At 59.0% G+C, this 6123-nt stretch carries 5 protein-coding genes; all 5 read left to right on the forward strand.

Annotation, left to right across the window (positions count from 1 at the left end; genetic code table 11):
• The first annotated feature begins 2 nt into the window (after positions 1-2).
• The gene (locus tag GSQ93_RS24020; protein WP_158938129.1) at positions 3-1148 is read left to right on the forward strand and encodes a porin; all 1146 of its coding nucleotides are present in this window, start codon (positions 3-5) and stop codon (positions 1146-1148) included.
• Between the two features lie 475 nt (positions 1149-1623).
• Positions 1624-3048 carry a YncE family protein gene (locus tag GSQ93_RS24025; RefSeq protein WP_158938130.1) on the forward strand — a complete coding sequence of 475 codons (1425 nt, stop codon included), beginning with the start codon at positions 1624-1626 and terminating at the stop codon, positions 3046-3048.
• A 50-nt stretch (positions 3049-3098) separates the two neighbouring features.
• The gene (locus tag GSQ93_RS24030) at positions 3099-3689 is read left to right on the forward strand and encodes an SCO family protein (RefSeq protein ID WP_158938131.1); all 591 of its coding nucleotides are present in this window, start codon (positions 3099-3101) and stop codon (positions 3687-3689) included.
• A gap of 65 nt (positions 3690-3754) precedes the next feature.
• On the forward strand, positions 3755-4237 hold the full coding sequence (locus GSQ93_RS24035) for a copper chaperone PCu(A)C (protein WP_158938132.1): 483 nt from the start codon (positions 3755-3757) through the stop codon (positions 4235-4237).
• A 733-nt stretch (positions 4238-4970) separates the two neighbouring features.
• Positions 4971-6123 (forward strand): cache domain-containing protein (locus tag GSQ93_RS24040; RefSeq protein WP_254074022.1); only part of this gene is annotated, 1153 nt, incomplete at its 3' end.

Raw genomic sequence — 6123 nt, forward strand, 5'->3', positions numbered from 1 at the left:
CCATGCGACGCCTCGTGCTTCCCAGTCTTGCCTTGGCCGCATTGAGCGGGGTGTCGACTACTTACGCTCAAAGCAGCTTTACGCTGTACGGCGAAATAGATAACGCATTCGCCTATTACAACAACGTGGGCGGCCATTCACTATTTGCCATGCAGGGCGCGGACCTGACGGCTAACCAATGGGGGATCAAGGGTAAAGAGGATCTGGGAGGGGGATACTCGGCGATCTTCAACCTGGAGAATGGCTTCGATATCAACACAGGCACGTTGCGCCAGGGCGGTCGTGAGTTCGGCAAGAACGCATGGGTCGGGCTTGCGTCGAAGTCTCTTGGGTCGATAACCATGGGTCGCCAACTTGATCCCACGGTCGATCTGGTGCAACCCATCACGGCGGACCCCTACGGTCCTGCGTTCACTACACCCGGCGATGCAGACAACAACGACAACACGTTCCGGATCGACAATTCGATCAAGTACACGAGCCCGATATATGGCGGTTTGCAATACGAATTGATGTATGCGCTGGGTGGTGTAGCGGGCAGCGTTTCATCGCAAGACACGATTTCCGGTGCTGCGGCGTACACGCGCGGACCACTGAGCGTAGCGGCAGGTTATATCTTTGCAAAGAATGACGGAGCAGCCGGGGTGGGAACGGCCGACCTGACCCATAACAACTCGGTCACGCCACTGTTTGGCAGCGTCTCGTTCGTCGGCTCACGCCAGATTGCGCATGTCGCGGCGCAGTATGTAATAGGGCCGTTCACAGCGAATATTCGTTACAGCAACGCGCAATGGAAACCGTATATCAAACTAGCGGCGTTCAACCGGACGGAAACCTTCAATACTGGCGGGACGTCGCTCCAGTACCTGGTTACGCCCGCACTCGCACTCAATGCGGGGTATGTCTATACGAGATCAACCGGTGCGTCTTCGGCCACTTATCACACGGTTGCCGCCAGCACTGAATACTACTTGTCGAAGCGCACGACGCTATACGCCATCAGCGCGTACTCGCATGCGCGAGGCACGACGTTCAACGCCGCCGGCACCGGTATTGTGTCTGCGGCCGGGTCGATAGGTGACCTCGAGTCGAGTTCGAGTACCCCCAGTCAGATCGCTGTCATCCTGGGCATTACGACCAAATTTTGAGTATGGCCAGAGCGTGGACTATCGGTTGGCGCCGTTCGAGGGGTTGGCGATACCCAGGACATGTCCATCTTGGCAGGTTCCAGACCGCAAGCGAACGACTTCGACGGGCGCTGCTTTCGCTCGCGTAAGCCCAGGCGTCCATCGATACCTTTTTCCAGACACGAAACGCCGCAGTGTCTGACTTTCCACAATGAAAGCAAGAAACAGAAGCGCTAATCGGCCGTCAAGCAATGACTTGGTGCAACTGAAAACTGGCACGTACCTTGCCCCACACTTGTGGCTATCCACCAAGGAATACCGATACGGCTGTGTCTGCCAATTTCGCAAATCCTTGTTTTTACAAACTGTCAGGCGTCGGTCCGCTCGCAAGATCCGGCACCGCCGCCGCATCAACGTCGCATCAACGTCGCATTAACGCCGCATCAGGAAGAAAGCTCAAGCAATTAAGATTTCCGAGAAAAACACGGAGCGAGACATGTTTAATCTAATAACTACGCGGATCGTGGTAATGGGGGCAGCGCTTGCTCTGTCGGAATTGGCTTGCGCGGCCGGGCCTTACGCATTGGTCACCGGTCGCCGGGACCCTCGCATAATTGTTGTGGACATCAGCCAGGCGATCGATCCGGCAAACAACGGCACACAGAAAGCCGTCATCAGCCGTGTGCGCATCTCACCGGATGTTCCGGCCATCGAGCCGTCGCGCTATGACGCGAAATATATCGGCGTCACCCGCATACCGGCGCAGGCGCTACCCAACAACGTCATCCTCGGTCCGAACGGTAAGGCGTATGTGTCGGACCATGCGGGCGTCTCGAGGCCCGTGGACGTCGAGTCGGGCATGCCTCACGGATATCCCGGCGCCATGACGGTCCTCGACGTAATGAAGACCATTGATCCCGCCAACAACAACACCACGAACGCCATTGATGCGATCTACTATTCCGGTGGTTTTGGGCCCGCGGGCATTATCGTCACGCCTGACGGCAAGTACGCGATGATCGCAAATTCGGAGGGGGCCGGCAACGAGGACGGCGCTAACGAGATAGGGATCATCAACCTGGGCACGAAGCGTCTCGAACGGGTCGTGTCGCTGGCGAGGGGAACGGGCGGCCATACGCCGCAGACGGAGGGACATTCCTGTGACCAGATCTACCTCAATCCAGCGATCGTGCCGCACATCTCACCGGACCCCAACTGGGGATGCTTTTCGGATCCTAACGGGCTCGCTTACACGCCACGACATGGCGGCTATGTTTTCTCTGCCAATGAAGGGACGCACGATATCTCGGTGATCAATGTCGCGAAGGCGGTTAGTGGTGCTGCCGACTGGGAGACATTCCGCTTCCCGGTCGAGCGCGGTCCCTGGGCTATCGTGACCAGCCCCGATGGCCGCCTTGTTGCGGTGACGGACCGCGACAACGATGAGAACGATGAGCCTGGACAGTTCATCTCGCTGATCGATGTCGACAAGGCCATCTCCAAGTCGCCCAAGGCGGAGATCAGGCGGGTGCTGGTAGGCACCGACGATCCCCAGGGTCAAAGCCATCCGTTCAGCCTGGCCTTCACGCCGGATGGCACCCGGATTGTGGTCGCGAATGATCTCGCGGCCAATCTGTCGGTGGTCGACGTCAAGAAGGCGGTGGCCGGTGACGCGCATCCGGAAATCGCCCGGATCCCGTTGCAGTTGCCCCCGGGCACGGCTTCGGGTTCGAAGCCTCGCACACGTGCGGTCTCGGTGACGCCTGATGGGCGCTACGCCGTCGTCGCCGGTGGCGAGCCTAACGTCCGGGCGGGCGGAACCATGTGGGTCGTCGATCTCGAGCAATTGAAAGTAGCCGGGACCGTGACAGGGATCGGCAACGAGCCTTACCTGCTGGCTATTGTTCCGGCCGACAAGTAGCGGCCTGCATGCCGGTGGGCGCCGCCTGAGTGTAATGTGGAGAAAGGGCGATGAAAGTGTCTCTCGGAAAAATTCCCTCATACATAGTGATGCTAAGTTTTTTGGGTATCGAAGCGATGGTCGTGCCTTCGCTTGCTCGCGCGCAGGCAGCCCTGGGCGCCCCCTTTACGCTGACCGATCCGGCGGGCAAGTCCGTAAGCAGTTCGGACTTCAAGGGCAAGTGGATGCTGATTTACTTCGGGTACTCGCATTGCGCCGACCTGTGCCCGACAGAGTTGGCCGAGATGATCGACGCCTTGAGGCAGATCGGCGCTGAGGCGAAACTCGTGCAGCCTATCTTCATTACGATCGATCCGGAACGGGACAACGGCAAGTATCTGGGCGGTTACGTGGCCCAATTCGACGATCGCTTGATTGGTCTCGGCGGAACGCCACAGCAGGTGGCCGAAGTCGCGGCAAACTATGGCATCCGATTCAAGAAGCTGTTCAACAGCGACGGAAGCTATTCCTTCGTTCACACGTCGAACATATTTGTCATCGATCCACAAGGGCGCTATCAGGTCACCTTTAGTCACATGAGCGACGCCTATATGATCGCCTCCAAGATGCTGGAGTTGATCAGCGAGCGGCATGGGTCCTGATCGATGCTCTTGTTCGTGAACCGGTGCATCGGCCGCGGTTCACGCCCGGCCCTGAGGAGCAGGTCATGCACATGAGATGCACCATCCTGGCGCTGGGTCTTTTCCTGATCGCACCGCTTTCCCGTTCCGAGTCCGTCGCGGCGAACCACGTGGTGGCGGAGCATGCGTGGGCGCGGGCGACGGTGGAAGGCGCGGACGTCGGCGTCGTCTATATGTCCATCGTGAACGAAGGTCCGGCGAGCGACGCGCTGGTTTCCGTGTCGAGTCCGGTATCACGAGTCGCGCAAGTGCATGAGAACAGAGTCGATGCCCAGGGTATGACGGAAATGCGCGCCCTCGACAGGGTGGAGATCCCGGCACACGCGAGGATTGACCTGAAACCGACGGCGCTCCATGTGATGCTCGTCGACCTGAAGAAGCCGCTCATATACAAATCGACTTTCCCGATCACGCTGGTCTTCGAAAGGGCGGGAGTTGTCAGTGTGACGGTCATCGTGGAGAAAGCCGGAGCCATGGTGCCCGGCGACATGGATGGCATGGCGATGTAATCGAAAGGCGACTTGATAACGGACCTGGCTTGCGTTTCCAAAGAATTCCGCCACGCATTCCTGTGCGTTGGATGTCTGTCTGCAAGGGACGCTGCATCCAAACGGCGACCGGCGCAGTCGGACCTCGTGCTTAAACGCTTCACTACATTCCTGAGGATTGCCGGGATCGAAGCCGCAGGATGCTGCGACGGCTCACGGACTGATGGATCCTGGCTACGGTTCCGAACCTCGGCAAGAAAAACGCCGACTCCTCTCAAGCGTCGAACATCCCTCACGGCACCCAGCGCGCTGCCGGCGCACGGGCACGCTTCGGCATTAACCATCCCGCAAAAAGACGATTCACCACGTTTGCTACGGCTAAGCCCTTATTGCAGACGATGCTCAAGCTGTGTACTGTCAACAGTACGCAGTTGTCGGAAATTCTTCTCCGCTGGTCCAGGAGGTTTGAAAGGTAAGACAAGTCAACGCGCAAAGGCGCCGCAGACCGGGTCATCGGGCGATCCAGTCCTGACCAGTCTGTCAGTGCCGCGCGGCTGGTCGAACCCGCCGATAACGCCGCATCCTTTGACAACGTAAATTGATCAGGTGGCCGCATCCTGCGTCAGCGCCGCCGTGAGAGTTGAACATGTCACTCAGTGGCTTCCATCCTGCATCGGACAGACGTGATCGCTCCGTTTTGCGATGGCCGAGCCGTCACTTGCGGACGCTTCAACGGTGCCTCGGATACGCCGGGGTGCTCCTGTTCATCACGATCGGCGTCTGCGAGTCTTATAGTTGTACCGAGCAACTGGGCATAGAAACCATTCGTGGTGCGGCGATCCATCGCGCCGATATCTATGACGCAGCCTTGAAAAGCGAACTGGCACGCTACGCTTACTTGCCGTCCTTGCTGAATCTGAACCCGGATATTGTCCAGTTGCTGCAGCAGCCGCGCAACGCGGCCATCGCGAAGCGGGTTGACCGCTATCTGGCAGCGGTCAACCGGGGCGCACATTCCAATACGCTCTACATCATGAGCGTGGAGGGCCGCACGCTCGCATCGAGCAATTGGGACGAGCCGGATAGCTTCGTCGATTTGAACTTCAGTTACCGGCCTTATTTTCAGAAAGCGCTCGCAAGCGGCAGTGGTTCGTTCTACGGCCTGGGCGCCGCCAGCAAAAAAGCCGGCTACTTTTATGCAGAGCGGATCGTGGCGGACGGCAAGATCATCGGCGTCGCTACCGTCAAGATCACCCTGGACAAGCTCGAAGAGCTCTGGCGGCGTGCCGGCGATACAGCCATGATCAGCGATGGTCACGGCGTCATCTTCCTCTCCACCTGGGAGAGCTGGAAGTTCAAGACCCTGGACACTTTATCCGGCGAGGCGCGCTCGTCGATCATCGCCCTTCATCAATACGACGCACCCGGGGCCCTGCGAGCCATCGGTCTGGTCAGGCAGACTCCAGAAGGCGAACGGGCGCAGATAGCCCGGTTCGCACCCAACGCGGACCTGGGCCCACACGCCCCCGCTTTCCTGAGGTCGAGGTTCTTGATGCTGAGCCGGCCGATGGCGGACACAAGCTGGATGATCAGCTCCCTGTCCGACATCAGGTCGGCGAGAGTCGCAGCGCTCAATGTCGCGCTCGGCGTCGGGCTGGGTATGACCTTGATCGCCGTTTTTATTCTCTACCTGCTGCAGCGGCGGCGGATCGTCGCGCAGGAGCTTGCGGCCAAGGAAAGCCTGCGGCGTCTGAACGAAGACCTTGAGCGCAAGGTCACACGCAGGACCGACGCACTGAGCAAGATCAACAAGACACTGAAGGTTGAAATCGCGGAGCGCTGGCGCGCGGAAGCGGTACTCAAGTCGACGCTCCAGGAGCTGATGCAGGCGGGGAAGATGGCGGCGC

Origin of the sequence: Burkholderia sp. S171, assembly GCF_009766085.1 — a bacterium.
Lineage (GTDB): Bacteria > Pseudomonadota > Gammaproteobacteria > Burkholderiales > Burkholderiaceae > Caballeronia.